Origin of the sequence: Poseidonibacter parvus, assembly GCF_001956695.1 — a bacterium.
Taxonomy (GTDB): domain Bacteria; phylum Campylobacterota; class Campylobacteria; order Campylobacterales; family Arcobacteraceae; genus Poseidonibacter; species Poseidonibacter parvus.
Window position 1 is genome coordinate 2,290,062 of record NZ_CP019070.1, and the last position, 24,377, is coordinate 2,314,438.

The window sequence follows — 24,377 nt, forward strand, 5'->3', positions numbered from 1 at the left end:
TAAACCTCCCTACTCAAATTTTGTTATAAAGTAATTTGTAAAAGCTTCTGTAAAAACTTCCATACCAAGAATTAGAAAAACAAAAATCAATGCAAACTTCAATTGAAAAGTAATAACAAATGGAGAAAAAGAAGGCATTGATTTTGTTCCATAGCCATAATAGACATCCATAATAAAACCAATAAAAAATAATGGTAAAGCAAATGCAAATGCAAATGCAAACATTCTTTTTATTTCATCAATTGCTATTTGAATTCCATCATAGGAAAAGATATCAAAGGTTCCTAAATTAACCATAGAAAAACTTTTAATAAGTATTACTAAAGTAACTTCATACATTCCTGTTTGAAAGAACAATACTATAGCAATCCAATAAAGTAGTCTTGAGACTAATCCTTCCTGTGAACCAGTTGCTGGATCGAACATTGTAGCCATAGATAAAGCAGTTGCAAAACCAACAAACTCACCAATAATCCTAACAGACGCAAATATAATATTTACAAACATTGAAGCAACTAAACCTAAAGTAATTTCTGAAATCAAACCAAGAATAAATGTATCTTCTGTAATAGGAGTAGTGATTTCAACTAAAGGGAATACAAAAATAGTTATGTAAAAAGCAAAAGCTATTCTAATTCTTGTACTAACTGCTGTGTGTCCAAATACAGGCATAAAAGCCACAAAAGAGACAATACGAGCTAATAAAAGTAGAAATTGATATACAATATCTTCATTTAATAAAGATAAAAATGCTTCCATTACATATAGTCTAAGTTTCTATCTTCTGATTCTAAGTTTTTCTCTCTTGATTCTAAAATAGTTTGTGTATCAGATTCATTTGTAAATTGATTTTTAGAATCTTCTTGATTATTTGAATTATTATTATCTTGTTCGCTTGAATTAAAATCTAAATTAAATACTGTATTTTCATCAAATGTTTTATTTAAAGCACTTCTTAAACTATTTTGTCCATCAACAAAAGCATCTAAAGTTGCAGAGTTTGAAATATTTAAACTAATATTTATTCCATTATCTTTATCACTTTTCATAACAATTGCAATATTACCAAGTGCAGCTGGATTTAAATTTATTCTTAATGCAGTAACTGGTGGCTTGTAGTTTTCATACATTCTTCTTGCAATATCTGACATCATTGTTGACATTTGTTGTCTTGCTGCAATAATTCTTGTTTCAATATTTTGAGCTAAGGTAGCACTTACATTTACTGAAACCTCATTATCAGTATTTAGAGTATCATTGTTCAAAATAGCCTTACTAGCTTCTACTGAACTTGTTACTAAATTAGTCATTTCATTGTGTCTTGCATTATTATTTAATGCTAATTTATCTAAGCTATTTCTTCTATCTAATAAATTAAGACTATTATTGTTAATTTCATTTGTTTTAGTTTCTACCTTGATATCTTTAACATTTAATTCTAATTTATTGGCATTAACTTCTACTTCATCAATTGTTGTTGCATCTTTTACTGCATTTATTGCTTGAGATTTATTTGATAAAGCACTATTATTTATACTATTTTGTTGAGAGCTTAAATATATATTGCTTATTACGCTTTTTGAGTTAAATTCTTTGCTTGAAGTATCATTGTTTTTTAATATTGTTGTTTCATTTTCATCTAATGTAGTTTGATTCTTAATATTATTAGATTTTTCAATTAAACTGTCCATTAATGATTTTGGTTCATTTTTCTGTTTTAAAGGTAGTGATTCTATTTCATCTTTTGTAATGTTTATTTTCTCATTTTTAAGAGCATTACTACTTAATTCATTTAAATCTTTTGCTAATTTAGAGTTTTTATTCTCTACTTGCTCTTCACTAATAGAATTAGTATCTTTACTAGTTGTAACATTCTCAGACAACTTACTTCTATTTATTTCTTTGTCTGTATTATTTTGAATAGCTTGTAATTTTTCTGATACTTCATTTTTTACTGCGTTTGTGTCTTTATTTAAAAGTACAGATTGGTCAATATTTTCATCAATTAAATTAATAGTTTTTACTGTTTGAGTTGTTTCAATTTTTTCTGATATTTCTTTTTCTATACTACTATTTTTAGGCAAATCACTATTTAAACTAGAATCTATTTTTGTTTCAGTTTTAGTGTCTTTTACTTCTTTATTCTTATTATCTAAATCAATTACTTTTTCTACAGATTTTTCACTTATTTCATTTGTTTTTACTATTTCTGTAGTCTTAGCATTTTCTGATATTTCTTTTTCTACACTATTATTTTTAGGCAAATCACTATTTAAGCTAGAATCTATTTTTGATTCAATTTTATTATCTATTTTTGATTCAATTTTATTATCTATTTTTATTTCAGTTTTAGTGTCTTTTACTTCTTTATTCTTAGTATCTAAATCAATTACTTTTTCTACAGTTTTCTCTACAGATTTTTCACTTATTTCATTTGTTTTTACTATTTCTGTAGTTTTAGCATTTTCTGATATTTCTTTTTCTACACTATTATTTTGTGTGTTCTTTTTTGCTTCTAAGACTAATCTATCAAGTAAAGATGAACTATTACTACTTTTAGAAATATTTTTATCTAAAGGTTGATTATCAGACTTTTTTTCATCTTCTTTTGAAGATGTTAAATTAGAATCTAATTTTTTAGTATCTAAATCAATTACTTTTTCTACATTTTTTTCTACAGATTTTTCACTTATTTCATTTGTTTTTACTATTTCTGTAGTCTTAGCATTTTCTGATATTTCTTTTTCTACACTATTATTTTTAGGCAAATCACTATTTAAGCTAGAATCTATTTTTGATTCAATTTTATTATCTATTTTTATTTCAGTTTTAGTGTCTTTTACTTCTTTATTCTTAGTATCTAAATCAATTACTTTTTCTACAGTTTTCTCTACAGATTTTTCACTTATTTCATTTGTTTTTACTATTTCTGTAGTTTTAGCATTTTCTGATATTTCTTTTTCTACACTATTATTTTGTGTGTTCTTTTTTGCTTCTAAGACTAATCTATCAAGTAAAGATGAACTATTACTACTTTTAGAAATATTTTTATCTAAAGGTTGATTATCAGACTTTTTTTCATCTTCTTTTGAAGATGTTAAATTAGAATCTAATTTTTTAGTATCAGCAAAAGTTTTTTTGTTTTCAGTAAGTTTTTCATTTGAATCAATATTTTTATTATCAAGCTTTGGATTATTTGCTAATAATTTATCAAATAAAGAAGCTTCTTGTTTTACTTCTTTATTTCCACCAGATGTACTTTTTAAATTTTTAGCATCATTTGTATTAGTTAATAATATATCTACTTGCTTTGTCATAATCTATACCTCTAAGATACCTAATGTTTTAGAATCTATATTTTTATGAGTATTAAAAGCTGCAACATTAGCCTCATAAGATCTCATAGCCTCAATTAAATCTACCATTTCAACAACAGGATTAATATCTGGATAAGCTACATATCCTTCTTCATTTGCATCAGGATGATTTGGTTCAAATCTCAATACTGGACTTGCTTGTGAATCTAGTATTGATTTAACTCCAACTCCACGTAATTCATTTGCTGAATTTCTATTATTGTTAGTTTCAATATCATTATTATTTGTTTTGTTTGTTTGATTGACTAAAACATCTTCGAAAACAACTTGTTGTTTTTTATAAGGACCACCTTCATCAGTGTGCGTTGTTTTAGCATTTGCAATATTTGCACTTACAACATTTATTCGTGTTCTTTGTGCACTCATTCCTGAAGTAGATACGTTGTAACCATCAAAAAAACCCATAATTTATCCTTATATTTGCATATTCATAATTTCTTTATATGCACTAACTGCTTTGTTTTTAGTTTCAAGTGCAAGTTTCATAGAAAGCTCAGCTTCTTCAATTTGTTGAACAGCTTCTTGCAAGTTAGTAACCTTACCTGTAGCAATTCCTTCCATCGCTTTATAACCTTCTATTTGTTCATTATTCACTTCACCAATTGCATCATTTAGCATATTTTGAAATGACTTATTATCATTAATTTTTTGTTCACTGTTGTTTAAAGTAAGTGGACTTATTGAATTACTTATAGAAGATATATTCATACTTTATTCCTTAATTAGTGCTCTTAGTTTTTTTATTTGAAGCTAATACATCTTGAATATTTAACTCACTGAGCATTGCATCAATTTTTTCTTCGTTATATTTAAAATTTAATTCATTTTTTTTATTATCTAAACTAAAAAATGAAATAATCATCGAAAGCATAATATTAGATATGCCCTTTAGTATAATTGTTACTCCAATTATACCAAAAATCATTTCAATAGGTGTAAAAAAGTCAGCATTAACAACAAAGAATATTACTGTAGCAAAAAAACCAGAAGCAATAAATAAACGGAATATTCCACTATTTATTACATTTTGAGAAAAACGTTCAACAACCATGAATCTCAACTTTTAATAACAGTAATAAAGCATTAGTTACATAAAATGCCTGCACTTTAGCCATACCTTAATAAATATTTTTTAGTAAATAATTTATTACGTCCTGCAATTGTTTAGTTGAATCATCATCAAGAAACTCTTTAGTAAACAGCTTTCTTAACCTTCCGGTTGTAGAAATATTAGCAGACGTAGAAACGTTACCTATATATTCTACCATAAAATCTTGGTTTAGCCTATTTTTTTTTGCTAAATTAACTAAAGAGTTAGCTATTGTTTCTCCAATTTTATAATTTTTCGTATGATTAAAGCATAACATTAATTTATCTTTATCTATAGAGAGCATTTTTATTAAGGAGTAAACATCAGTTAAAGCACTAGGATCTGTAGTTGTAAGAGCAATAATATTATCAGAAATACTCAAAAATTCCTTTACAAAATCATTCAATCCAGCACCTGTATCAACTAATAAAATATCAAACTTATTCAAAGAAATAATATCTTCAACTACCCTTGTAAATACAAAAGAATTAGAGTGATTTGAATATTGATATCCACTTTTTCCAGCTAATAAAGAAATATTTTCATAAGAAGTTTGACTTATAACATCATTTATAGATTTATTACCATCTATGTAATCGAAAAATGTATATTTAGGCTTAATATCAAATAGAACTTGCATATTTGCCAAGCCTATATCTGCATCTAGTACTGCTATTTTTAAACCTCTTTGTGCTAATAAAAATGCGATATTTGCAGTAAATGTTGATTTTCCAACACCACCTTTTCCAGAGGTAATTGTAATTAGTTTTGTTTTAGAATCAACATTTCTTTTTCTACGTGTTGTGAGATTAATTAGCTTACTTGCTTGCGATGAAATACTATTAAACAATAATTATTTCCTAGTACATTTATTATTCATAAAGCAATCAATTAAAAAAGAAGAATCAGAAACAATCAAATCATCAGGTACATTTTGACCAATAGAAAAATATGTTATTGATTTTTTTGTTTTATGAGAAAAAGATATTAAATTTCCGAAACTTTTTGTCTCATCTAATTTTGTAAAAGTCAAATAATCAATATTTAATCTAGAATAATTTGCATAAATATCAATTAGATCACTTTGTTTTACATTTGCAGGAAGTACTAATATCTTTTCAATTGGCAACTCTTCTACTTTTTTCTGATATTCATTAATTAGCTCAATTTTATCAACATCGTATTGACTTGAACCTGCTGTATCTATAAATATATAATTACAATCTTTTAATCTAAAAAGAGCTTCAGCTAAATCTTCTGGTTTTTTCACTATTTCAAGAGGTAGTCTCATAATATTAGTATATGCTTGTAATTGCTCTATGGCTCCAACTCTAAATGAATCTAAAGTAACTATACCAACTTTATAGTTTTGTCCTAATTTATATGCATATCTTGCTGCAAGTTTTGAAATAGTAGTTGTTTTTCCAACTCCGGTTGGTCCCACCATCATAATAATTTTTCTTTGATGTTTTCGCAATGGAACTTCAAATTTAATTGGAATAATTCTTCTTAGAACTAATTTAAAGAAATCATTAATTTTTTGAGGATTAGACTTTAAAGAAACAGGCAATTGTTTAATTGTCTTTTTCATAATTGTATATGTCATTTCTTGATCAAATTCATTTTTTTCAAATAATGTATACATATCAATAAACTCATGAGGAATAGTCAAATCATATAATTGACTTTTAGGTTCCCAAATTGATTGCTTAACTTGCTCTAATGCTTTTTGCATTTTAAGAATTTCTTCTCTAAAATCATAAACATTAGCTTGTATTGGTTTGTTAGAAGTATTAGGTTTAGATATAGTTTGTTTTGTATGAGTAAGGCTATTTTTCTTTGTATCTTCTTCTATTGCTACAACAACTTCATACATATCTTGCCCACTATCATTTGCATTAGATATTTTTTTTGTTGAAATTACAATCGCTTCTTCACCACACTCTTCTTGAGCTAAACGTAAAGCAATTGTTGGCGTTTCTCCTAAAAAAGAGAGCATATTCATTTTAAACGTCCATCTTTGTATATTTTTTCTATCGTTCCGTCTTCTTTTTTTATACGAATAAACTCATCATTTTCAAAAACAATCTTTCCTTTTTTTTCAATCTCTAGTCCACCAAATTTAAAAACTACAGATTGTTTAGTATATGTTTTAACATCTTTTTGACAAATTATTGAATTTTTATTTATATAATGAGTTGTGATATATTTATTATTTTGAACTTGCTTTAATGTCAATGGTATACATGCTTTTTTTAATTCTGGTACACTCATTAATCTTAATTTTGAAGCTTTTAAAACTTGTTCAAAGCCAATTGATTGCTTTGAAACTAAAACACTTATTGAAAACGCATTAGTTGTAAGAAGAAAAAGAAATAAACTAAGCTTTAACATCAAAAATATTTCCTCCATTAGCTGCAGCAATATCATCAACTAATTCTTTATACATTTGCTGAACTGGTAATACAATTGATGCAAGTTTTTTATTTAATTCATAGAGTTCTTTTAATTCTTCTTCTAAAGAATCAACCTTTTGTCTATACATATTAACATCAACACCTTCTTCTATTTTCAAAATAAGTTCTTGATTTAATTTTGTTTTTAATTGAGTAATTTCATTAATTATATTATGTTTTTCATCATTTCTATTTAAAAGTGATTCATGCTTTGCTTTTTTTATATCAATGATATCAAGTTCTATAGAGCTTTGTAAACTCTTAACAAGTTCAGACATTCTTTGAATTATTTCATCTACCATAAGATTCCTTTTACTTATTATTTTTACTTAAAAACTCATACAACATATTACTAATACCAAAACTACCTGCTGAGTTATCAGCAATATTTTGTAAATACATACTTTTTATAATATCAGAACCAGGACCTTCTCCAGCAATGTTATTTGACTTTAATGAAACATCCATTATTTGATTTAAGAAAAATGATTCAAAAGAGTTTGCAACTTCTCTAAGTTCTTTATTTTCTAAATTTTCAGTATTTAAATTCTTAAAATCTTTATTTTGTAAAGTAGAGATATCTACTAAATTGTTACTATTTATTTCCATTATTCCAACCTATCAAAAAAACTTTCTTCATCTAATATATCATCTTGATTATCCTGAGCAAAAAATCTCATTTCAACTCTTCTATTATCAGCAGAATTATCACTTTTAGGATGATATGAACCATACGCTGATACTTTTAATACTGCTGGGTCAATTTTATTTTTTATTAACTCTTTAACAACTGATATTGAACGTAAAGCAGATATATCCCAAGCATCTCTAGGTATTGTAGTATTTTTAATTCTATTTGTGTCCGTATGTCCAATTATTTCTATATTAAAAGTTTGAGGCATTGTTCTAATTACTCTTGCTATTTTTGAAATAAACACTTTTGCAGCAGGATTACTTAGTTTATACTCTCCATCATCAAACATGATAGTTGAAGGTATATCAAGGGTAAATTCATTTTTACCTTTTTCAATACTAACTTCTTCGCTTTCATTTAAACTATTTGAGTTAACTTCTGCAATTAATTCTGATACTTCTTGAGCAGCTTCTTCAGCTGTAGTTTCAGCATCATCTTCGTCATCTGAATCTGAACTACTATCATCTGTTGAGTTTTTTTCTGTTTGTTCTTCTACTGAGGTATTTTTATCAAGAAAACCCATTGCTTTTCGCATAACTTCGAAATACTCTTCAACTTTCTTTTTATCCATAACGGCCATTGATAATAAAAGAATAAAAAATGTTAGAAGTAATGACATTAAATCACCAAATTGTACTAGCCAACCTGGTAAACATTTTTCACATTCTGGACACTTATCTTTTGCCATAATTAAGTACTTCTATTCTTCAACATCAGTTAAAATTGAATTTAACTGCATTTTAATATTACCTATAGATTCTTCTGCTGCAATCATAGATGCTCCTAAAATAATTACTTCACAAGCAACAATTTCTTTATCATTTTTTTGTGCTAATTTACTTTCAACAATTCCAGCAAATAAAGTACCTACTAAAGCTCCATACATTGTAGTTAATAAAGCAACAGCCATTGCAGGACCAACAGCAGCTGGATCAGAAAGGTTTGCAAGCATTGCAACAAGACCTACAAGAGTACCAATCATACCCATAGCTCCTGCTGTTCCACCAATATTTCCAAACATAGCAATCATTCTTCCATGTCTTTTACCCATATGTTCAAGTTTTGTTTCAAGTAAAGGAGTTAGTGTTTCTGCTTTTGTTCCATCAACTAAAAGTTGAAAAGCTTCTTTGAAGAAAGGATTAGTTTCAGCCATTACCTTTTGTTCAATTTGCATCACACCATGTTTTTTGATTTCAGTAGCATAAAAGGTAATCTTTTCGACTAGTTCAGGTAAAGGTTCAACCTTTACCTCATTAAAGGCTACTTTTAATGCAGGAGTAAATCTTTTTAAATCAGAAGCTTCAAATTGTCCTGCTGTAACTGCTGTTGTACCACCAACAACAATAATAACAGAAGGAATATCAATATATGGTCCAAAACCAACACCACCTAAAATAATAGCTAGGGCAACTAGTCCCCAACCTGCTCCCAATCCACCTGCTGTACTCTTATCCATAAATTATAATCCTACTTGGTTTAATTTAAATTTCTCATTACCGATACTTTTAATTTTAAGACCGAACTTACCTTCAACAATAACAGCTTCGCCTTCACCTATTTTAATTCCATTTACTAAGATTTCTAAAGGTTCATTAACCATTTGTTCTAATTCAATTATTTCACCAACATCCCATCTTAAAATATCTTTTAATAGAACTATTTTAGTTCCTAACCTAACACTAAGTTTTAATTTCACATTATATAAAAGTTCTAAGTTTTTTGGTGTTTGAACGCTTGCTGTATTATTTGAAATTGAAGAAGAAGGTTCAACATGTGCTGGTGTTAAAGAGTTGTTAGTATTTTGAACAACTTCTTTTCCTGTAATTGAAGAGATAAAAGGTAATATTATCTCATCAAAACATATAATAACAGGTAGTTTATCTTCATCTAATGAAACAGTAAATTCAAATAAATTACTTTTAGAAGATAATATTTCACCTTCTAAAATTGTAGAACTTTTAACTTCAGATTTAATTGATGAAACATCAGGAAAACCTTGTGCATTTACAGATGTACAAAAACTACCACTAATATTAGAAACTATTTCATTAACCGCATCAGTAATTTCATCATCAATATGTTCTTTAAGATCACCCAAACCTCCAAGCATCAAATATTCAAATTTTGTTGCACTAATAGTTGGAATATAAAAAATCCAAGTTGATGAAATATCTTTAAAGTCAAATGCTACAGTTGCTTCAATTACTTGTGAAGAAATATAGTTTTCGACATTAAGACTGTTTACTGTTTCAACCTGAGAGCTTTTTGATAATAGTTGCTCTAATGTATTAGATAACTCATCTTTAAAGATGTTAGATAAATCTGATGCCAATTACTTAAACCTTAATTTCTATTTTCTAATTCTTGTAAAATGAATGCTTTTACCTTCATCATATCCTCTGTTGGATATTTATATTCAGCTTCAGCTCTTGTAATTTTCACAAAAAAATCTTTTGAGTTTTTATTGTAACCAAAACGTACGTTATCCAAAATAACTTCATTTTTATCTACAATTTGCTCTTTTCCTAATGTTTTTTTATATTCATCATCAGCTACTATTTTGTTCTTATCATCAACATTGTTGATTTTTTGAACTTTCTCAATATTATTTGTTTGAGCATTATCAATGTCTGCTACTCTACTTATTTCCATAATATCTCCTTTTAGAAAAGTCACTATTTACATATATTATAGCACAAAATAAATAAATATTTAAAGAGATTCTAGATATTGGTCAAAACCTACAAGTTTAAAATCAATTAATGAATCTAAATAAGGTTCTTTAAGATATTGTTTTGCTGTTGATATTTTTAGTTCCTGAATTAACTGAACAGCTGTTAAGAAATCAGCTCCATCATCATTTAAAATAGCTCTTATTAATGATATTTGAACAGAAGCATCATTGTATCGACCTGCTTCTAATAAAGCTGCCACCATTAGATACATAGAGTACTTATCTTCTAAATTATATTCTAAACGAAGATAATCTAATATTTTAATTGTCTCATCCGAAGCATTAAAGTGTAAATCAGTTAAAGCTTTTGTTCTTAAATAAGAAGGTGAATGTTTAGTTGGCATTCTAAAATCTGCTTTTTTAAATAACCCTAAAGCTTTTAAAATATCTACATAATATTTTGTTACTATTAAAGGACCTTCTAAAAAGTTATTATTTAAAGTTAAGGGAATATTATCTTGAAGACGAGAATAATACGAAAGATCATTTTCATTTTTATCTCTTTGAACTAATCGAATTAAATATATTAAAGGATCTTTTCCATACTCTTTTAATAAAGGCTCAGATGATATATCTTTACCATCATTTAATTTTTGTAAAAAACTTATGGCTTTAAAGAAAATAGTATTTGAGTAAGAAAGTAATTCGTACGATGTTTTATATTCTGGGTTTATAAATAGCTTATAAATTTCTTTCCCAAAATAATTATATAAACCACCATCAGCTTTTATTATTTTTTCAACATATTCTTTATCTTTTATTTTAATTTTTAAAGTTTTTGCTGTAATTAAACTCATACTAGCATACAATTTATTACCAGGATTTAGCTTGAACGCTTTTTCAAAGTATTTGTAAGCATTGTGAAAATCATTAATCTGAGCATATGATAAACCTAAATTATAGTATACATAAGATTTAGTATCTTTATTTAAAAGTTTTTTTAATTTCACTACACGTAAAATTGGGTCTTCTTTTACTATATCCAAGAACTTTGCATTATATTCTACCATTTTGCTCAAGGAGTTAATATTTTCATCTGAATTAAAAATAAACCCTTTAGTTGAATCATAAATAACTTCTTTTGTATCTGAAAAAATAAATGGTGCGAAGTAAAATACAAATTCTTCTTTTCGATCACTCTTAAAATTCACAACTGAACTTAAGTATTCAGCAGGAGTATATTTGTTTTGATTAAAATATATTTCTAATGGAAATTCTAAATTAGCCTTAAAATTATTTCTTTTTTCATTTATCAATTCAAGATCGTCTTTTAATTGTTCTAATTTATTTGACTTTAAATTCGTAAAAACACTAAACCATAAAACTTTATTTAATCTATTAGGGTTTACAGTTAGATCTTTTGCTTTTGATAAAAGGATTGAAGCTTTATTATAGTTTTTTAGTTTCAAATATAATAATGCTTTTTTTAAATCTAAGGCATAGTCCATAGATTCTAAAACTTTTAATGACTTTTCATACTCTTTTAAAATTATATAAGTATCAGCTAGCATTCTTTTTGAATGCTCAGAAAGGTTCTTAAACTTTTTTGTTACTTTGATAATTATGTCTAAATATTTATTATCTTTTGATATTTGATATAAATAATAACATGAAGAAATATAAGAAAAAGTATGATCATTTGCATTAATCTCATTTTCATATATTTTATTTAAATATACAATTGCATTATCAATTGAATTTAATTTATAATAAGCAATTCCAATATTCAAAAAAGATGGAACTTCTAGTATTTTTGCAGTTTCTTTAAAAATTTCTATTGATTTTTCGTATTCATTTTTACTTAAAAGCAAAACTGCTTTATTAAAATCAACTTGTAATTTTAAGTTTTCTTGTGATTTTTTTAATTTATCAAATTGAAATATTATTTCAGGTTGAGATTCAATTAAATCTTTTTTAGCATATAAAGTACTATATAAAAAAACTAAAGCTAATATTATTTTATATACTAAACTACTTTTCAATTTAATTTTCCTAAACCATTGTATTTACTTGAGCGTAAAGTTCTTCATTTCTTTTTTCTAATTCTTCAATTTGATGTTTTTGATTCATATTTTCAAGTCTTAACTCTTGTAAATCATCTCTTGCTACTTGTAGATTATCATGATTAGTTTTTAATGTACTAGCACCTGTTTTTACTTGTTTTTCATATTTAGAAATAATACTTTCTAATTTTGTTAATTCTAATTCTAGTAAGTTTTTTTCTTCATTTACTTTTTTGTAAAGAGACTTATAAACATTTGCACTTGAAAAGAAGTAAAGTAATAAAACACCAATAATTATCAATAATAAAAAATTTTCCAAATCTATCCTATTTTTATATTAAATAAAGTAAGATAATTCTTACTTTATTTATGTTTAATTTCTATCTTTTAAGACCAATTAGCGTTGTTAATATTTCATCAGCAGTTGTAATTGATTTTGCATTTGCTTCAAAAGCTCTTTGGAATACCATAAGATTTACTAAACTTTCACTTAAATCAGCAGTACTAAGCTCTAATGTTTGACCTTCAACAGTAGCTGCTTTGTCATTATTTAAGTTATAAATTGGATCACCTGAATCTGTAGTTTTTGCAAGTAAATTATCACCTCTTGCTTCTAATCCAATATTGTTATTAAATAATGCAATTGATGCTTGTCCAATTGCAAATTCTGCTCCATCTTGAGTCATAGTAATTAGTCCTGAACTATCTACAGAAAACTCTCCAAAGGCTGAATCTGAAATACCTAAAGTATCAAGTCTTAATTGAAGTGAATCTTGAGATGAAGTTTGATTAACTGTATTAACCATTTCTATAAACTCAGCACCTGCTCCTGCTCTTCCACTTAAGTCATTATCTTTTTCAAGAGGATCTGTACCTATTTTTAAACTTGTACTAAAATCTACTTCATAATTTGCATCTTTAGTTCTAATTACTAATGAATCATTTATATTAACTGCTTCTAAGTAATCAGTTAAAGGAGGAGTTAATGGTGTACCAGTCGCAGTACCATCATCTGTACCGAAATTAAAACCTTCAATAAATTCGTCAATAGTACTTGCCACAATAGTGATAGGATCAGCTGTTTTAATTGCAGTCCCAGTATATGGAATTGGTATTGTATCTCCTATCTCTTTATCAAATATTGAAAAATCTAAAGTATAAGTTTTCGATGTCCCATCCATCTCTAAGTTAGTTTCTTTATAAACATCTTGTTGCTTACCAGTAATTAACTTAGCTAATGCATCTCTTGAAGACTCTAAAGCACCAGTTCCACTACCAGCACTTGCTGTTACACTAGTTCTTTTATCACCTTGAATAGTTGAATTTCCTGATATTTCACCAACTTCTGAAATCGTAAATTCTTCACCAGGTATTAAAGCTTTAATTTGAATCATACCTTTATACATATCTTCAACTTCTGTAGATAAAGAATAACTATCTGTTTCTTCTAAAGAATCATTTGTTATTCCTCCTGATTCTTTTGCCATATAAGCAACTAACCCAGGAATTTCAGATATTTTGTCTGCTAGAGCTTTATACGTAGCAATTTTACTTGCTTGTTTATCATATAATGCTGTTTGAGTTTCAGTTAGTGTTCCGGAAGAAGGGTCTCCATAAATAGCTTGATCAGCTGTACTTAATGCATTATCATATAAATCTTGTTGAAATGTTAAATCAGATGCTGTAGATATATAATTTTGAGATATTTTATTTCCATCTATATATACATAGATTTGATCACCTTCTTTGCTAATAATAGATTCAGCGTCAGATGTTTTAAAATTAATTTCAGACATTTGAGTTACTGATGAAGCTGATGACCCATCGGGTGTTTCTTTTAACTTTTGTAACCAGTTTGAATAATCAGATATTGCAGCTTCTACATCAGAAATTTTGGCAGATTTAGTCTTTAATCCTGCTCCTGAAAATACTGATTCAGAATCAGACATTGCAGATGCTGCATAATCTGTTGCTTTTGCTGTAATTGTTTCTACATAAGTTGAATGCTCAACTATTTTTGAAGTTAAAAGTTTTGTATAATCATTTGTAAAAATACTTACATTTGGATTTGTTGAAGTTACATCATTATCAGAATCAATTGCTGACATTGGCCAACCTTGAACTTCATTTCCTGCTGCATCTTGTAATGTTCCATTATCTCCCATCCTGAAGTTACCAGCCCGAGTATAATAGTTTTCAGATGTTCCACTAGCACTCTTATCAGCAACAGTAAAAAAACCATCACCACTAAGTGCCATATCATAATCTACACCTGTTAAATTTAAGTTACCTTGAGTATATAATTTTTCTGCATCTAATACAGTAGAACCTTTACCAATACTATCTTGGTACATTTGATCTGCGAATGAAATTCTAGATGCTTTATAACCTACTGTATTTACGTTTGCAATATTATTTGACTCATTGTCTAAAGCTGTTTGTTGTGACGATAATCCTGAGATTCCTGTCCAAAGTGCTCCAATCATGATTTATCCTTTTTGAATAAAATAGTGAACTTAATGTTCACATATTAATATTTGAATCCAAATACTAATATGTAAACACAGCTATTTAACTAAATCCATAGCTGTACTTAACATTTCATCTGAAGTTGTAATTGATTTTGAATTAGCTTCATATGCTCTTTGATAGACCAATAAACTAGTAAGTGAAGTACTAACACTTGCATTACTTAATTCTAAAGAACTAGATACTAATTCATTCATGTTTCCAGCATAAATAGCATCTCCTGAATCTTCAGAAGATTTATATAAATTATCTCCTTGAGCGATTAAACCTTGTTCATTACTAAAAGCAGCTGTTTCAAGTTTTCCAACTAAAAAACTATTATTCCCATCTTTTAAATATATATTTCCATCTTCAATAACAGTTGTACCAAAAGAGTTTTCAACTAAATTTAAGTTACCTAATTGCATTTGTATTTCATTAACATTTAATGCATTTTCATCAATTAAAGAAATAGTACTAGTTATATCAATTAATTTTGCATCTGCTGCTTCAAGCGCAGCTTGTAAAGCAGTCCGTGAACTATCAACTAAGCCTTGACCAGAACCTGTACTTGCTATTTGAGTATCAGTAATTGAAGTATAATTGTCATTTACAGAAGCATCTGCTAAGGAAATACTTTTCCCTGGTATTAAAGATGTAATCTCAAGAATACCACTTGTAGTATCAATAGTAGAAGTTAAGCCTTTAATATTTGATATTTGATCTGAAAAGTTATTTAATGTAGTCTCAATATTTGTATCAAACTGCTGTGATATTTTTGAATTATTAACAAAAATACTGATTGAATCGTTTTCATCTACTAAATTTGATGTTAAAGCAGAATAATCAACATTAGATATTTGTGAAGTAGAACTTATAGACGTAGCATAAGGTGATAATGAATAAGTTGACAAACTTTCACTATAATTGCTTATTAATGCGTCAATATCAGAAACCTTTGCATCTGCACTTTTATATCCACTTCCTGAAATACCACTAGATGTTGCGCTTTCTAAATAATTTGTAGCTTTTGCATTAATTGATTTAGTAAAAGCATCAGTACTTACTGATTGACTAGCAATAAAGTTATTGTAATCACTTGTAAAAACTTGTTCATTAATATCAGAGCTTATAACAGTATTTGTTTGAGGAGTTAATCCTAAAACTTTTTCTCCATTTGCTGTTTGTAATAATCCATCAGAAGCCATTTGAAAATTACCAGCTCTTGTATATGATATATCACCATCAGTTCTATTGGCTACGATAAAGTAACCTTTACCATCAATTCCAATATCATAATTATTTCCAGTTAAATTTAATGAACCTTGTGTAACATTCTTATCAACTGTTTGAACACTTGAACCTTTTCCATAACCTTGTTGATACATTAAATCTTCAAATTTTATATCATCAGATTTATAAGCAACTGTATTAACATTTGTAATATTATTAGATTCTACATTTAATGCTTTTTCAAAAGAGCTTAATCCTGATAATCCATTCCAAAGTCCACCAATCATTTTAAATCCTAAAAAATCTTAGTTATTTGAGAAAAAGGTATATCTGTAAATTCATCAGAATACACTGTAGAACTAAGTCCTGCTAATGCATAATTATGATCAGAAACTATCTCATTACTCGAATCTAAAATAACCAATGAATCATCTTGAACAATTGGATCACCAGGGCTATTTAAAGCAACTTTATAACCAGTTTTATCACCATTTGCATCAATGATTTCACCACTTGTATTGTAATCTAGTAAAATATCATTACTACTATCATCTGGGTCAGTTAACTTAATTTTGCTTTCAAGATAAAGTATTTCTTGAGCTCTAACTTGAACAACTCCATCAACACTTTCAACTGATGTTACTGTATAAGCCTTATTAATACCAGTGTCACTAATATTACCATCTTCAATATTTTTACCAATTACATTAGATGCATTAGTAAGTGCAGTTTGAGAGAAAGATTGTTGTAATGATTGCATAGCTGTAACCATTTCTTGGTTAGTACTAATAGTTGACATTTGCATTTGTGTTTGAAGCATTTGTGCTGAATCAGTTGGAGATGTTGGATCTTGTAACTTTAATTCTGTAATCATTAATGTTAAAAAATCATCATTTGTTAATTCATCATTACTTACTGAAGTAGTATATGAATTACCATCTAATCCTGTACTTGAACTTACTGCTATATCTGTAGCCATTTTAAACTCCTATTTCATATTTTCTTCGAAGAAATATCTTACAACATTATCTGAATCCATTGCATCTTGAACTCTTACTGCAAGTTTATCTTCAATTACAATTATGTCGCCAGTTCCTACAATTCGTGAGTTTACATATATATCTCCACCAGAACCAGCAGTTTTACTCAAAGAAATTATATCACCAGTACTTAGTTTTAAAAACTCAGCTATACTGATATCTGAATTACCTAACATCACGTCAACAACAATTTCTGTGTCAACTAATATATCATAATCTCTTTCGCTAATTTCCATACTTTACACTTTTAAATAAATTATTTTAATATAGTATATCATAATTGTGAAGGAATTGTATTTCTTTATGTAAGATAATATAGTTATTTTTTAAATAACTATATCAAGAGTTTCAAGCATCGAAGCAACTTTTGCTTCTATATTTCCATCAAAATTTCCTAAATCACTTGCAATTACAACTCCACCTGCAGAAACATTTGCATCTTGACGAAGTTCAATAAATTTCTCTAAATTTAGCTGATCTTTTAATATTTCATAATCTTTAGGATTTAAATGAATTTGAACTTTTGATGCAGTTTTTATTTTTTCTAATAAATGTGTAATTGTTTGTTTTGCCATATTAGCAGAGTTTTCACCAACTTCAATACTAATTATTTTTTGAGCAATTGAAATAGATGTTTTTAAAAGCTTAGCTTCCATTTGAAAAGTTGCTTGCTCAAAAAAAGCAGCATAATGTTTTAAATCTTTTATAGCTTGAACAACTTGAGCATCAATATCTTTTCCTGATATTCCATCATTTTCAATATTTGTAACTTTATTTGTAAGTACTGATAGTTGATTACTTAAATTTCTTACTTCAGTAAGTAAAGGGTCTACTTTTCCATTTATTTCTCTATCATCTAAAACAGCATTTGAATTTGATAGTTGATTATTAGAAGTATTATTATTTATAAATGTACCTAATTCATATTTTTCAACTTTATCATTAGTATTATTATTTACAACTTTTGCATTTGAATATACATTATTACTAGCCATTATTCATCCATATCTCTATCAATTACACCGTCTTCAATCATTTTCTGTGCAACATCAAGCATTTTTCTTTGTGAGTTTTCTATATCTTTTATTTTAACTTTATTAAGCATCTCAAATTCCTCTAAGAATCTATCTCTTGCTCTTTGAGACATTGCACCAGTAATTTTTTCTAAATCTTCTTCTGGTGCATTTTTCATTGCTATTGCAACATCACCAGTATCAACATTTTGTAAAATCTTCATTACATATTCAGCATCAAGATTTAATAAATCTTCAAATACGAACATATTTTCTTTTATCTTAGTTGCTAAAGTAGTATCAATACCATTAATGTTTTTTAGAATATCTTGAGATTTTGGTCCTAGTTTATTCAACATATCTGCAACAACTTTTACTCCACCTACATCAACAATTGAAGAAAGAAGTGATTCAAGTTTCTTCTCTAAAACAACAGAAATAGTTCTTACAACATCTGGCGATACATCTTTTATTGTAGCCATTTGCATTGTAACTTTTACTCTTGTTTCTTCTTCTAATTGCATTAAAACATCAGCTGATTTAGAAGAATCCATATGAGATAAGATAACTGCAATCGTATGAGGAGATTCATCTTTTATAAAATCTGATAATTGCTTAGGATTAATTGCATCTAAATAAGAAAAAGATTGTGAAGCTAATTTCATTCGAGAAAGTTTTGCTAGTACTTCATCTGCCTCACCTTTACCTAAAGATTTATATAAAATATCTCTAGCAAAATCATAACCACCAGAACTAATAAAACTTTTTGATCTAGTATATAAATGGAATTCTTCTAAAATTGCTAAAGATATATCTTTATCAATTGATGAAATTTGAGTTATTGCTGTAGAAATTTCTTCTACCATTTCTTTTGGTAAATGTTGGAAAATTTTAACAGTTGATTCTTCACCAATTAAAACAAAAAATCTGGCTACTTTTCCCATCATTGACATACCTTTTAGTAAATCATTCTCTTCAGCCATTGTCTATTTTCCTTTCTTGAAATTCTGATCACCTTCAGAAAGAAGTAATTCAATCATTCTAGCAATTTCTTCAGGGTTGTTATTAATCTCTTTATCTAATTCTTCTATAAACACCTCATATTTTGCGGCTAGTTCTTCATCCAAACCATCAATATTATTTATGATTTGACTTTTAACTTTTGACTTTAATCTACCTTGTGCAGAGTCTAAATCAAAGTTGTCATCATAATCATCAAGGCTATCACTTTTTTCATTACTTTTATCCGCTATATTTGAATCACCTAAAACTACAACTTCATGATTTACAATAAATTTTTTATAAAATACAAATAATAAAATAGCTGCAATTAAATATTGTATATATTCGCTAAATTCTCTTAGCAGTGATTTAACCATTGCTATAGTATCAACTGGACTATTTGAATCTACACTAATTACGTTACCGTTTTCATCTAATTGTTGGGTAGTTTCATCTAAAGCTTTAACTCCAATAAATTTAAAGTCTTTTACAGTAATTTTATCGCCTCTTTTTAATTCATAGCCAATTGTATCTTCAACTATTGATGTAATAGATGCTAGAAATTCTTCTTTGTTTTCCTCATCTTTTAAAACACTAGAATCAAAAGTAACAGCAGCACTGATTCTATTTATTTTTGAATAGTTATTATCTTTTTGTTTAATTATCTTTTTTGATATTTCATAATTTGTAACTGTGTTAGTACCTTCACTAGCAGAATTACTAGCTCCACCGCCACCAGCTCCACCTGGTTCTTGAATATTATTATCAACTCCAGCTGTTCCACCAGTATTTCCAACTGTACCTTGAGAACTTGAAGTGTTTTCTATTACTTGCTGTGCTCTAATTGTTCCTTCTGGATCATATATTTCTTCTTCAATATTCTTTTTAATAAAATCTAAATCAACATTAACTCTTGCAACTACTCTTCCAAGACCAACAAAAGGTTCTAGTAATGCCACAATCTTTTTTTCGTAATCTTTTTCAATTTTATCTTTATATTTATTTTGATTTAATGATTTAATATTATCCATATCATCTGAGGATTTTTGTAATAAAGAACCATCTTGATCAATTAATTTTATATTTTCTTGTTTTAAGTTTGTAACAGCGGAAGCTATAAAATTTTTGATTCCATCAATCTGTTTTTGTGTTAAAAAAACTCCAGGTTTTAATGACAAAACAGCAGAAGCAGTTGTATCAGCTTTTCTTTCAGTAAATATCGTATCTTTTGGAATTGCAATTTTTACACTTGCACGCAAAACAGCTGATAAAGATTCTAAAGAACGAGAAAGTTCACCTTCTAAAGCTCTTAAATATTTAACTTTATTTTCAAAATTTGTAGTGCCTAAAGAAGATTTCTCAAATATTTCCCAACCAACGTGTTTTGAAGTTGAAGCTTCACTTGTTACAAGTTTTATTTTTGCAATATTTATAAACTCTTTTGACGTTTTTAAAGTAAGGTTATTTCCACTTCCAATTACTGAAAATTCAATTCCAGAAGCTTCAAGTTCATCACTTGCTAGCATAACTTGTGATTTTGTTAGGTTTGAAGCAATTGTATAATTTAATTTTTTATCTTCTGCTTTTATGTTTGAATAAACTAATAATCCAATTAAAAGAACAAATAATAATGAAAATCCTCCAATTATTACAGCTCTTTGTGCAGCATTTAAATTATTTACAAATTTTAAGAGTTGATCCATATATTACTTATCCTAATTAGTTTTTAGCAGATGATTCAATTACTGATCTAAATAATGAAGAATCTTTTTTAATTGCTGTTTGCACTGCATCAAACAGTACTTTATTTTTCGACATTTCGCTCATCTGAGCATCTAAATTTACATTATTACCGTCATTTTGTTCTTCTAAACCTTGAACTTCAATTAAAGAAGGTTTAGATACATTTAAATTAGAATTAATACTTGAAAGGTGGTTTCCATTAGTTTGAGCTAATTTTAAAATTGGTTGTTGAGCTTTTTTTAATTCATTTTCAAATGTTACATCTTTTGTTTTATAATCTGGAGTATTAATATTTGCAATATTACTTGAAATTACATTTTGTCTTTGCGCTCTAAAATTTAGATTATTAAAAAGTGTACTTGTAATATTACTAGCTTCCATTATTTAGTATTACTCCCTATTTTTTCAATTACAGTTCCATTAATTTCATCAATTGTTTTAATTGCTTTTTGAGATTGATCAAACCTTCTATGTGCATCTATTAATTCAACCATAGCAGTTACTGAGTTTACATTTGATTTTTCAATTGCACCTTCAATTATTAAACCGTCATTATTATCAAAAAGAGCAATTTCATTTTCATCTTTTAGCTTAAAACTGTTATTCCCAACTTTTTCCAAATTAGAAAAAGGAATTTGAGTTACCCCGATTTGAGCTCTTACATCGTCATCAATTTCAATAGGTGCATTGTCTGTATTAAGTATATTATTTCCATTAGAATCAACAAGAAAACCATCTGAATTTTTAAATGCTCCATCTCTTGTATAAACTATATCACCATTGCTATCTTGTAATTTAAAAAATGTATCAGCTTGTTCTAGAGCAAAATCTAGTTTATTTCCAGTAGTTGCAATTGGTCCAACTTCACCATCAATAAATTTTGCATCAATTTTTGGTATATTATTAGTAACTGTATTTATTTTACTTGGAGTAAAACCTTCATTTTGAGCTCTTTGTAAATAATGATTAAAGGTAGTCTCAGTTAATCCATCTTGTTTAAAACCATTTGTATTAACATTTGCTAAATTATTACTTATTTGATCCAAACGATTAAATTGATTAATCATTGATGCAGCTAATGGATATGTACCTTGATTCATAACTTACCTTTTATTTTTTAAATTCATCTATTAATTTATCTAAATCATCACCAATTAAATCATGATCTTTATCACCATGAATATGCTTTGCAACAGAAATTTCTTGTGAAGTACCATCATCTTCAAAAAGATTATTTAAGTATGAAGAGAGTTTTCTAATTACAGACATTACTCTTTCAATCTTTTGTCTATTTATATCATTAAACTGCATTAATTCCATAGCTTCAAAGATTTTCATATCTTCAGAGTTAACAATATTTGATATTTCACTGATATCTTTTTTCATTAAATTAGATAACTCTTTTTGCGTGTTAAATATTTCAATATTCGGAAATTTTGCACTTAATGAATTTAGCAATTCTAATTCAGAATTAATATATTTATCAAAACCTTCAATCTTATTTCTAATTTCAGTATTATTATCTAAAGTTAAACTTAAAACATCAAATATTTGAGATACTTTTTCTTCAGAATCATTTGCAACTTGAGTTAATTGATTAACTACTTTTGTATTACTATCAGCAGGTAAAGGGAAGACACCTTCATTAATTTTAGAATCAGCCCAGTCTTTACCGATTTCATCTTTATTATCATTTTCTTGAATTTTGTCATCACTTATTTTACTTGTAGATTCAACTATTCCTTCTTCATCAGCAGAAATATCATCAAAACTATCAGTTGTAATATCATTGTTAACAATTGGGTCTAAATCCATATCATCTAAAGGATCAATTTTACTCTCAACTTCATCAGTATCTTCTTTTTCAAGTTCAAGATCTTTTATTAAAGTATCAACATCATCACTACTTACAACTTCATTGGATGAAGGCTCTTCAATTTCTTCAATAACTTCTTTATCATTTTCATCAGCTGCACTAACTTCATCATTTTGTGAAATTAATTCTTCGATTTCATCAGTATTAACACTTACATTTTCCTCTTTAGAAGGAACATCATCTTTAGCACTTGAAGCATCATCATCAACTATATCTAGACCGTTCATTAAAGCTTCAATTTCTTCTTGACTCATACTCATAATAAAACCTTATGTTATTTTTTTAATACTCCATCAAGCTTTTCTTTTAAAATTTCTGCATTAAAAGGCTTAACTATATAGTTATTAACACCTGCTTTAAGCGCTGTTATAACTTCCCCTTTACCACCTTCAGTAGTAATCATAATAATTGGTGTTTTCATATGAGCACCACCAGCTCTTGTTTTTTGAACAAGTTCTAAACCATTCATATTTGGCATATTCCAATCTGTCAAAATTACATCATATTGAGATTCTTCAAGAAGTTTCCAAGCTTTTACACCATCTTCTGCTTCATCAAATTCTTCTTTTTTAAAACCTAATTGCATGACTACATTTCCGATTATTCTTCTCATTGTAGAACTGTCATCAACTATAAGAATTTTCATTTCTTAACCCTTTATTATTTAATATAATTTTAAAATATCATCTATTATATATGATTTGTTTTAAATTTTCACTTAATAAGATGAAAAATAACTTTTCTAATTTATCTAATTTTAATTGTTGTTAAAATATAATAATATAATATATAATACTCTTAAGGAAAAACTATGATTAGAGGACTTTACACAGCAGCAACTGGTATGAATTCTATGCAACACCAAATTGATGTAACATCAAATAATATTGCGAATGTAAACACTACAGGTTTTAAACAAGATAGAGCAGAATTCCAAGACTTAATGTATGAGACACTAAACTACACAGCAGGTCAAACTTCACTTACAACAAGAAACCCTACAGGTATTGATACTGGTTTAGGAGTAAGAATTTCGGGAATTCAGAAAAACTTTACAGAAGGAGATTTGAAACTTACTTCAAATACTCTTGATTTAGCAATTGAAGGAAATGGATTCTTTCAAATAACACTTCCAAGTGGGGAAACAGGTTATACAAGAAATGGTGCATTTAAATTAAATTCAGAAGGAACAATTGTTAATGGTAATGGATACGAATTATCTCCACAAATAGTTGTCCCTGAAACAGTAACAGATGTAACAATTGGAACAGATGGAATTGTTTCAGCTACAAATTCAACAACTGGTTTATCTGAAGAATTAGGTCAAATTGAAATTGCTGACTTTATTAATCCATCGGGCCTATCTCCACAAGGCGAATCAATATATATGGAGACAGATGCTTCAGGTGCAGTACAAACTGGAAACCCAACAACAGATCAACTTGGTAGTTTAAGACAAGGAATGATTGAGTTATCGAATGTTGCATTAGTAAACGAAATGGTAGATTTAATTACAGCACAAAGAGCTTACGAAGCTAATTCAAAAGCAATAACTACTACAGATAGTATGTTGGATACTGTAAATAGATTAAAAAGTTAGGTAAATAA

The 24,377-nt window shown here is 27.5% G+C and carries 28 protein-coding genes; 1 reads left to right on the top strand and 27 read right to left on the bottom strand.

Features of this window, described 5'->3' with window-relative positions:
* Positions 1-9: 9 nt before the first annotated feature.
* The 27 genes from LPB137_RS11250 to LPB137_RS11380 form a co-directional block, all read right to left on the bottom strand.
* The gene (locus LPB137_RS11250; protein ID WP_076088094.1) at positions 10-759 is read right to left on the bottom strand and encodes a flagellar biosynthetic protein FliR; all 750 of its coding nucleotides are present in this window, start codon (positions 757-759) and stop codon (positions 10-12) included.
* Positions 759-3,317: a flagellar hook-length control protein FliK gene (locus LPB137_RS11255; RefSeq protein WP_076088096.1), complete on the bottom strand. Its 2,559-nt coding sequence runs from the start codon at positions 3,315-3,317 to the stop codon at positions 759-761. The genes LPB137_RS11250 and LPB137_RS11255 overlap by 1 nt, the downstream gene beginning before the upstream one ends.
* A 3-nt stretch (positions 3,318-3,320) precedes the next feature.
* On the bottom strand, positions 3,321-3,782 hold the full coding sequence (gene flgC / locus LPB137_RS11260; protein ID WP_076088098.1) for a flagellar basal body rod protein FlgC: 462 nt from the start codon (positions 3,780-3,782) through the stop codon (positions 3,321-3,323).
* Positions 3,783-3,791: 9 nt separating this feature from the next.
* On the bottom strand, positions 3,792-4,085 hold the full coding sequence (gene fliE, locus LPB137_RS11265) for a flagellar hook-basal body complex protein FliE (protein WP_076088100.1): 294 nt from the start codon (positions 4,083-4,085) through the stop codon (positions 3,792-3,794).
* Between the two features lie 10 nt (positions 4,086-4,095).
* Complete coding sequence (locus LPB137_RS11270) at positions 4,096-4,428, bottom strand: hypothetical protein (protein ID WP_076088102.1); 333 nt, start codon at positions 4,426-4,428, stop codon at positions 4,096-4,098.
* 67 nt (positions 4,429-4,495) lie between these two features.
* Positions 4,496-5,317 carry a P-loop NTPase gene (locus LPB137_RS11275; RefSeq protein ID WP_076088104.1) on the bottom strand — a complete coding sequence of 274 codons (822 nt, stop codon included), beginning with the start codon at positions 5,315-5,317 and terminating at the stop codon, positions 4,496-4,498.
* A gap of 3 nt (positions 5,318-5,320) precedes the next feature.
* Positions 5,321-6,472: a flagellar biosynthesis GTPase FlhF gene (flhF, locus tag LPB137_RS11280; RefSeq protein ID WP_076088107.1), complete on the bottom strand. Its 1,152-nt coding sequence runs from the start codon at positions 6,470-6,472 to the stop codon at positions 5,321-5,323.
* Complete coding sequence (locus LPB137_RS11285; RefSeq protein ID WP_172802484.1) at positions 6,469-6,861, bottom strand: hypothetical protein; 393 nt, start codon at positions 6,859-6,861, stop codon at positions 6,469-6,471. The genes flhF and LPB137_RS11285 overlap by 4 nt, the downstream gene beginning before the upstream one ends.
* Entirely contained in the window at positions 6,848-7,225 is a 378-nt protein-coding gene (locus LPB137_RS11290) for a hypothetical protein (RefSeq protein ID WP_076088112.1), read from the bottom strand. The genes LPB137_RS11285 and LPB137_RS11290 overlap by 14 nt, the downstream gene beginning before the upstream one ends.
* Positions 7,226-7,235: 10 nt before the next feature.
* Positions 7,236-7,532 (bottom strand): rod-binding protein, encoded by a 297-nt coding sequence (locus tag LPB137_RS11295; RefSeq protein WP_076088114.1) that lies wholly within the window; start codon positions 7,530-7,532, stop codon positions 7,236-7,238.
* A complete protein-coding gene (locus LPB137_RS11300; protein ID WP_076088116.1) occupies positions 7,532-8,305 on the bottom strand; it encodes an OmpA/MotB family protein in 774 nt (257 codons plus the stop codon). The genes LPB137_RS11295 and LPB137_RS11300 overlap by 1 nt, the downstream gene beginning before the upstream one ends.
* A 12-nt stretch (positions 8,306-8,317) precedes the next feature.
* Positions 8,318-9,073: a motility protein A gene (locus LPB137_RS11305; RefSeq protein WP_076088119.1), complete on the bottom strand. Its 756-nt coding sequence runs from the start codon at positions 9,071-9,073 to the stop codon at positions 8,318-8,320.
* A 3-nt stretch (positions 9,074-9,076) separates the two neighbouring features.
* The gene (locus LPB137_RS11310; protein WP_076088122.1) at positions 9,077-9,949 is read right to left on the bottom strand and encodes a FliM/FliN family flagellar motor switch protein; all 873 of its coding nucleotides are present in this window, start codon (positions 9,947-9,949) and stop codon (positions 9,077-9,079) included.
* Between the two features lie 11 nt (positions 9,950-9,960).
* Positions 9,961-10,269: a flagellin gene (locus tag LPB137_RS11315; RefSeq protein WP_076088124.1), complete on the bottom strand. Its 309-nt coding sequence runs from the start codon at positions 10,267-10,269 to the stop codon at positions 9,961-9,963.
* A gap of 60 nt (positions 10,270-10,329) precedes the next feature.
* Positions 10,330-12,333 carry a tetratricopeptide repeat protein gene (locus tag LPB137_RS11320; protein WP_228144668.1) on the bottom strand — a complete coding sequence of 668 codons (2,004 nt, stop codon included), beginning with the start codon at positions 12,331-12,333 and terminating at the stop codon, positions 10,330-10,332.
* Between the two features lie 10 nt (positions 12,334-12,343).
* Entirely contained in the window at positions 12,344-12,673 is a 330-nt protein-coding gene (locus tag LPB137_RS11325) for a hypothetical protein (RefSeq protein WP_076088128.1), read from the bottom strand.
* 61 nt (positions 12,674-12,734) lie between these two features.
* Complete coding sequence (locus LPB137_RS11330; RefSeq protein WP_076088130.1) at positions 12,735-14,840, bottom strand: flagellar hook-basal body complex protein; 2,106 nt, start codon at positions 14,838-14,840, stop codon at positions 12,735-12,737.
* An 81-nt stretch (positions 14,841-14,921) separates the two neighbouring features.
* Complete coding sequence (locus LPB137_RS11335; protein ID WP_076088132.1) at positions 14,922-16,382, bottom strand: flagellar hook-basal body complex protein; 1,461 nt, start codon at positions 16,380-16,382, stop codon at positions 14,922-14,924.
* Positions 16,383-16,390: 8 nt separating this feature from the next.
* The gene (locus LPB137_RS11340; protein WP_076088134.1) at positions 16,391-17,074 is read right to left on the bottom strand and encodes a flagellar hook capping FlgD N-terminal domain-containing protein; all 684 of its coding nucleotides are present in this window, start codon (positions 17,072-17,074) and stop codon (positions 16,391-16,393) included.
* Between the two features lie 9 nt (positions 17,075-17,083).
* The gene (locus tag LPB137_RS11345; protein ID WP_076088136.1) at positions 17,084-17,371 is read right to left on the bottom strand and encodes a FliM/FliN family flagellar motor switch protein; all 288 of its coding nucleotides are present in this window, start codon (positions 17,369-17,371) and stop codon (positions 17,084-17,086) included.
* A 90-nt stretch (positions 17,372-17,461) separates the two neighbouring features.
* On the bottom strand, positions 17,462-18,130 hold the full coding sequence (locus LPB137_RS11350; protein ID WP_076088138.1) for a FliH/SctL family protein: 669 nt from the start codon (positions 18,128-18,130) through the stop codon (positions 17,462-17,464).
* Positions 18,130-19,131 carry a flagellar motor switch protein FliG gene (fliG, locus tag LPB137_RS11355; RefSeq protein ID WP_076088140.1) on the bottom strand — a complete coding sequence of 334 codons (1,002 nt, stop codon included), beginning with the start codon at positions 19,129-19,131 and terminating at the stop codon, positions 18,130-18,132. Before fliG ends, LPB137_RS11350 begins: the two co-directional genes overlap by 1 nt.
* Before the next feature lie 3 nt (positions 19,132-19,134).
* The gene (fliF, locus tag LPB137_RS11360) at positions 19,135-20,853 is read right to left on the bottom strand and encodes a flagellar basal-body MS-ring/collar protein FliF (protein WP_076088143.1); all 1,719 of its coding nucleotides are present in this window, start codon (positions 20,851-20,853) and stop codon (positions 19,135-19,137) included.
* 16 nt (positions 20,854-20,869) lie between these two features.
* Positions 20,870-21,274: a flagellar basal body rod protein FlgB gene (gene flgB / locus LPB137_RS11365; protein WP_076088146.1), complete on the bottom strand. Its 405-nt coding sequence runs from the start codon at positions 21,272-21,274 to the stop codon at positions 20,870-20,872.
* A complete protein-coding gene (locus LPB137_RS11370) occupies positions 21,274-21,993 on the bottom strand; it encodes a flagellar hook-basal body protein (protein WP_076088148.1) in 720 nt (239 codons plus the stop codon). Before LPB137_RS11370 ends, flgB begins: the two co-directional genes overlap by 1 nt.
* Positions 21,994-22,003: 10 nt before the next feature.
* The gene (locus LPB137_RS11375; RefSeq protein WP_076088150.1) at positions 22,004-23,029 is read right to left on the bottom strand and encodes a hypothetical protein; all 1,026 of its coding nucleotides are present in this window, start codon (positions 23,027-23,029) and stop codon (positions 22,004-22,006) included.
* Positions 23,030-23,043: 14 nt separating this feature from the next.
* Entirely contained in the window at positions 23,044-23,415 is a 372-nt protein-coding gene (locus tag LPB137_RS11380; protein ID WP_076088152.1) for a response regulator, read from the bottom strand.
* A 165-nt stretch (positions 23,416-23,580) separates the two neighbouring features.
* Here LPB137_RS11380 and flgG point away from each other — a divergent pair, with 165 nt between their 5' ends.
* Positions 23,581-24,369, top strand: coding sequence for a flagellar basal-body rod protein FlgG (gene flgG / locus LPB137_RS11385; protein WP_076088154.1), 789 nt, complete (start codon positions 23,581-23,583; stop codon positions 24,367-24,369).
* The last annotated feature ends 8 nt before the right edge of the window (positions 24,370-24,377 follow it).

Coding starts and splice junctions, on each gene's coding strand:
- LPB137_RS11340 (WP_076088134.1), bottom strand. CDS start 17,074: ATGGCTACAGATATAGCAGTAAGTTCAAGTACAGGATTAGATGGTAAT.
- fliG (WP_076088140.1), bottom strand. CDS start 19,131: ATGGCTGAAGAGAATGATTTACTAAAAGGTATGTCAATGATGGGAAAA.
- LPB137_RS11250 (WP_076088094.1), bottom strand. CDS start 759: ATGGAAGCATTTTTATCTTTATTAAATGAAGATATTGTATATCAATTT.
- flgG (WP_076088154.1), top strand. CDS start 23,581: ATGATTAGAGGACTTTACACAGCAGCAACTGGTATGAATTCTATGCAA.
- LPB137_RS11305 (WP_076088119.1), bottom strand. CDS start 9,073: ATGGATAAGAGTACAGCAGGTGGATTGGGAGCAGGTTGGGGACTAGTT.
- LPB137_RS11315 (WP_076088124.1), bottom strand. CDS start 10,269: ATGGAAATAAGTAGAGTAGCAGACATTGATAATGCTCAAACAAATAAT.
- LPB137_RS11285 (WP_172802484.1), bottom strand. CDS start 6,861: ATGTTAAAGCTTAGTTTATTTCTTTTTCTTCTTACAACTAATGCGTTT.
- LPB137_RS11380 (WP_076088152.1), bottom strand. CDS start 23,415: ATGAAAATTCTTATAGTTGATGACAGTTCTACAATGAGAAGAATAATC.
- flgC (WP_076088098.1), bottom strand. CDS start 3,782: ATGGGTTTTTTTGATGGTTACAACGTATCTACTTCAGGAATGAGTGCA.
- LPB137_RS11350 (WP_076088138.1), bottom strand. CDS start 18,130: ATGGCTAGTAATAATGTATATTCAAATGCAAAAGTTGTAAATAATAAT.
- LPB137_RS11295 (WP_076088114.1), bottom strand. CDS start 7,532: ATGGAAATAAATAGTAACAATTTAGTAGATATCTCTACTTTACAAAAT.
- LPB137_RS11290 (WP_076088112.1), bottom strand. CDS start 7,225: ATGGTAGATGAAATAATTCAAAGAATGTCTGAACTTGTTAAGAGTTTA.
- flhF (WP_076088107.1), bottom strand. CDS start 6,472: ATGAATATGCTCTCTTTTTTAGGAGAAACGCCAACAATTGCTTTACGT.
- LPB137_RS11255 (WP_076088096.1), bottom strand. CDS start 3,317: ATGACAAAGCAAGTAGATATATTATTAACTAATACAAATGATGCTAAA.
- LPB137_RS11270 (WP_076088102.1), bottom strand. CDS start 4,428: ATGGTTGTTGAACGTTTTTCTCAAAATGTAATAAATAGTGGAATATTC.
- fliE (WP_076088100.1), bottom strand. CDS start 4,085: ATGAATATATCTTCTATAAGTAATTCAATAAGTCCACTTACTTTAAAC.
- LPB137_RS11375 (WP_076088150.1), bottom strand. CDS start 23,029: ATGAGTATGAGTCAAGAAGAAATTGAAGCTTTAATGAACGGTCTAGAT.
- fliF (WP_076088143.1), bottom strand. CDS start 20,853: ATGGATCAACTCTTAAAATTTGTAAATAATTTAAATGCTGCACAAAGA.
- LPB137_RS11300 (WP_076088116.1), bottom strand. CDS start 8,305: ATGGCAAAAGATAAGTGTCCAGAATGTGAAAAATGTTTACCAGGTTGG.
- LPB137_RS11370 (WP_076088148.1), bottom strand. CDS start 21,993: ATGAATCAAGGTACATATCCATTAGCTGCATCAATGATTAATCAATTT.
- LPB137_RS11330 (WP_076088130.1), bottom strand. CDS start 14,840: ATGATTGGAGCACTTTGGACAGGAATCTCAGGATTATCGTCACAACAA.
- flgB (WP_076088146.1), bottom strand. CDS start 21,274: ATGGAAGCTAGTAATATTACAAGTACACTTTTTAATAATCTAAATTTT.
- LPB137_RS11335 (WP_076088132.1), bottom strand. CDS start 16,382: ATGATTGGTGGACTTTGGAATGGATTATCAGGATTAAGCTCTTTTGAA.
- LPB137_RS11345 (WP_076088136.1), bottom strand. CDS start 17,371: ATGGAAATTAGCGAAAGAGATTATGATATATTAGTTGACACAGAAATT.